Source organism: Bacillus sp. 05T31 (genome assembly GCF_056396725.1).
In genome coordinates this window covers 1-3,906 of the sequence record NZ_JBFTMA010000709.1, presented here as the reverse complement: position 1 = coordinate 3,906, position 3,906 = coordinate 1, and the positions used below count along the sequence as shown (strand labels likewise).

Below are 3,906 nucleotides of genomic sequence, written 5' to 3'. Positions count from 1 at the left end.
ATCACGCCTTGCATGTAGGAGTATCAGATAAGTAGTTTCAGCTCAACCTGACGGCTTTCATTCCTACTTTCAGTCAATCAGTTGTTGTTATCAAATTGATAACCCTCCTATTTCGTGTTTGCACACTTATGAGGAAACGTGTCGCACAAGTAACGTTTTTACTAGATGAAGAAATTGAAACATTACCGGATGGAACACGTTACATATTCTTCGCTGGCCCTGATGGGGAATGGATTGAGTTTTTTGAGACGGAGAGATAAAATATGAAGATGATCAGATAATAAATTTTTACACATAAGGAGATAAAACTATGGAAAAAAACAAATTACTAAGAATGGACAATGTCGGCATCGTTGTAGAATCCCTTGATGACGCAATCTCTTTCTTCGAGGAGATTGGCTTGAAGCTCGAAGGACGGGCCACTGTCGAAGGTGAATGGGCTGGTCGCGTAACCGGATTGGGTTCTCAGTGCGTAGAGATTGCTATGATGGTTACCCCAGATGGTCACAGCCGAATTGAACTTTCGCGATTTCTCACCCCACCTACTATATCAGATCACCGGACTGCTCCTGTAAATGCCCTCGGTTATCTACGCGTCATGTTCACCGTTGAAGACATTGACGAAATGGTATCCAGACTCACTAAGTATGGTGCTCAGCTCGTTGGCGAAGTGGTTCAGTATGAGGACTCGTATCGGCTCTGCTACATTCGTGGAACCGAAGGAATTCTAATCGGTTTGGCGGAACAACTCGGTAACAAATAAGTAAGTGACTTTATAGCACCGAAGTTTATTTTCAGCGTTTTGGGGAACAACAGATTTTTTAACTTGATAGGGCCCTATGTTAGCAGCGTATATCATGTTTCGAACTCTTGAAGGCAAAGAGTCATGGAAAAAAGTTAGAAAAAGCATCATATCTACTAAAGTCGGTTTGAAGTGGTACTTGTTTACTCTCATCGTTATCCCTGCTGTAATGTTTCTGGGTATGGTGATATTAAATGGAGGGATACCTACTTTCCATGGCCTTACTTCTAAATTTTTTATAACCTATCTCATCTCTTTTGTAGCTACTTTCTTTCTCGGTGGACCTTTACCTGAGGAAATCGGATGGCGCGGTTTCGCTCTGCCTCGGTTACAATCGAAGTTTGGACCGTTAAAAGCTACATTACTACTTAGTGTTTTGTGGGCTTTTTGGCATCTTCCACATTTCTTAACGGTTGCACAAAGGGGTGGACCGGATTCTGACCTTTCTATCCTATATATTCATTTGCCAATTTTTATTTTGCTGTGTTTGCCAATCTCAATCATTCTCACTTGGATCTATAACTGCCATCGCGGTAACTTATTTATTGTCATGCTAGTTCATGCAAGTGTAAATACGTTTAGCTTGGTACAAGCTTATTCCACCAACCCTGTTTTAAAGAATTCGGATTTATTTGTAGGGATAGGATTGGGCTTTGTTGCTTTGCTTATTCTTATTTTCACACGAGGCAACCTTGGATATAGACAAATTACTAATGAAATAGGATTCAGTAACAATGAAAATATAAGTAAATAGAAACGAAAACCATCAACCTAAAGAATCAAAATCCCCCATAACGAGATTTCTATTCATTATTGACTACTGATAATTGTATCTTATGTAAACAAGATATTTTCTAGTAATCCTTTTATAGCAGTCATTTCCCGCTTTTTCTTAAATTCACGAAAAAGTAACGTCTTTTCTGCAAATATTCATTTCTCATACATTGCTGTATTTATAGGTGTTTTCACTGTCAATAGCCAATTCGCTATGCATAACTTTGTTAACTATTTCTATTTTCGTTCGTTGTGTTCGTTTGTTTTGTAATGCCTTAAATCAAATTGAAACTACATTCTTCATCTTAACAAGTATTAATTCAGAAAATCCTTAAACAAAAAAAGAGTGCTGTGAAGAAACGCACTCATTCAAAGGACTTTACCAATCCTTCCGATTATCATGATTACTGTCATGATGCTGGTTACGTCTACGACGACATTCATCACAATCGCAGTCACGGTCACGTCTACAACGACGGTCATCACAATCTCTATGTCTGCTTCCGCAAAACATTAAATCATCCCAAAATCTATTACAATCTCTGCAATGCCTGAAATTACAATTACATCCCATAAATATAATTACCTCCTCTTAACTCTAGGATTCATCATATTCTATGCTAAAAAACAAAAACAGCTTGTTTACTAGTCTAYTTTCTGCATTTTAAAGTAATAATRTTATTATCTAATCTTTAAGTTTCAAATCTATTTCCCCCTTATCWTYCCTTAACARCAAACAAGACGCCACCMAGATCACAGCAGCGCCTAAAACAGTCAATCCAATATACATGTTATAAACCTCATTTAATGTCCATTTTATTCAATAAAAAAAGAGCACCTTAAAGTGCCCTTGAATTATTCTGAGTATGAAATAAATAGTAATGCTTTTCCTCTTCACATGGCGCAGCTCTATCGCGGAATACATGTGTCCCTCTGAAAAGGAGTTTGCGGAATAGCCCCGACTCAATATAATATGTTTAAATGTACTTTATGTGCAATAAAAAAGCTCTATACCTATTTATAGAGCTCTTTAAGTGAGTAACGGTGTATTTATATTGACATGATATTGTATGACGGGAGCCTCCTTATGTGCAAACGAAAGAGAGCACTCCCCCAAGTTAAGTGCTCTCTCGTAAAACTAATGGGGTAACTAGTTGGAAATCCGTTCTGTATCATTGTAGGTTCAATTCACATTATACCTAAAACAGTCTTTAAATACGTTTAATGTGTAATTCCTTGGGAGCATTCATCCGTGGAATGCCAGCACCGGAAGGGATTGTGTTCCACGGATGATACTAAGAATACCGTCGATTTGAAGACCACAATGCTGTAACGCCTTATCTATCTGTCTGAACTTAATGCCACTTATCTTTCTTGTATCTCTAATCTCAGGGAATAAGCTAATTCCTTCACGGATATTTTCCTGTTGGTTCTCCATTCTAATTTTTAAAGCACGGTAATCCTTCAATACTTTGGTTTCCTAAGCCCATTGTTATTTCCTCCATTACTATTATTTTATAATTCCAGCTTGTACGAAGATGTTTCTCCATACATTTATCAACTTGATGTTTCTCCACTGCTATCGCAAGACGAGCGATAGCCTTTCTTATTTTCCGTTTCTTTAAATTAGCCATTCTCCTAACCTCACTTTCTTCTAAAAGGATTATTTTRTTATGTTTTCTAACAAACTTCATTTCAAAATTTTCARATCCAGATGAACCTCTAGACGCATACACCATATACTAATTTAAATACTTTCTAGGAAAGCAGGTGAAAACTWTGCCATCTGTTGTTGGAAATCTGGTTGTACAAAATAGTAAYGGTTCTTTCAATTTAGGTGATTTTTATAACGTTTCTCCAAAGGAAAATACAAAAGCTTATAATGGTTCAGGATCATCYAATGTTGCTTTTATTGCCAATAATTTTAGCGGTGTTAGTGCAACAAACACATACGATTCTGATGTTGCAGATCAAAACCAAGTTGGAACAGTCTAAAAGTATTCATTTCCTTCTACCTCCCTGAATAAAACCCAATATTCCGTCAATACTGTAGACAACCCATTTCTCCATTAACCGAGCAGTTAGCTTTTGCTAGCTATTCTTTTATTGAATAAATTTCTAAAAAATGTTAACAATATAGATACACCAAGGTTGAATACGAATGGCCATTGTGTTCTTCTTATTCACAGTGCAGTTAGCTTTTGCTAACTGCTTTTTTATTGCGTTCCGACTCTTGCTTCTTGAAATACTTCTTGACTGCCTTTTCCCAATAAGTGCCCATTCCTTATTCCCCCTTGAATAAATTTTAAAATCCTTGTCTACGCTATAGA

Annotated in this window: 4 protein-coding genes and 4 pseudogenes; 4 read left to right on the top strand and 4 right to left on the bottom strand. The window is 36.9% G+C overall.

All coding sequences use genetic code 11. The features are described 5' to 3' along the window. Positions 1–149: 149 nt before the first annotated feature. The 3 genes and pseudogenes from AC1DJR_RS27030 to AC1DJR_RS27020 form a co-directional block, all read left to right on the top strand. Positions 150–260: pseudogene (locus AC1DJR_RS27030) on the top strand (VOC family protein); the annotation flags it as partial. Between the two features lie 50 nt (positions 261–310). Then, entirely contained in the window at positions 311–763 is a 453-nt protein-coding gene (locus AC1DJR_RS27025) for a VOC family protein (protein ID WP_429688964.1), read from the top strand. A gap of 70 nt (positions 764–833) precedes the next feature. Then, positions 834–1,556, top strand: a pseudogene (locus AC1DJR_RS27020) (CPBP family intramembrane glutamic endopeptidase); the annotation flags it as partial. Between the two features lie 399 nt (positions 1,557–1,955). Here the strand turns inward: AC1DJR_RS27020 and AC1DJR_RS27015 are convergent. From AC1DJR_RS27015 to AC1DJR_RS27005, 3 genes and pseudogenes are all read right to left on the bottom strand, one after another. After that, positions 1,956–2,150 carry a hypothetical protein gene (locus AC1DJR_RS27015; RefSeq protein ID WP_227494799.1) on the bottom strand — a complete coding sequence of 65 codons (195 nt, stop codon included), beginning with the start codon at positions 2,148–2,150 and terminating at the stop codon, positions 1,956–1,958. A 750-nt stretch (positions 2,151–2,900) separates the two neighbouring features. Further along, a pseudogene (locus tag AC1DJR_RS27010) lies at positions 2,901–3,014 on the bottom strand (ArpU family transcriptional regulator); the annotation flags it as partial. A gap of 72 nt (positions 3,015–3,086) precedes the next feature. Then, a pseudogene (locus tag AC1DJR_RS27005) lies at positions 3,087–3,210 on the bottom strand (DUF3983 domain-containing protein). Between the two features lie 145 nt (positions 3,211–3,355). Between AC1DJR_RS27005 and AC1DJR_RS27000 the strand changes: the two are divergent. After that, positions 3,356–3,571 carry a spore germination protein gene (locus tag AC1DJR_RS27000; RefSeq protein WP_098720393.1) on the top strand — a complete coding sequence of 72 codons (216 nt, stop codon included), beginning with the start codon at positions 3,356–3,358 and terminating at the stop codon, positions 3,569–3,571. Positions 3,572–3,694: 123 nt separating this feature from the next. On the opposite strand, the gene AC1DJR_RS26995 is transcribed toward AC1DJR_RS27000, so the two are convergent. Then, the coding region (locus AC1DJR_RS26995; protein WP_477003948.1) for a hypothetical protein at positions 3,695–3,906 on the bottom strand (212 nt) is incomplete at its 5' end.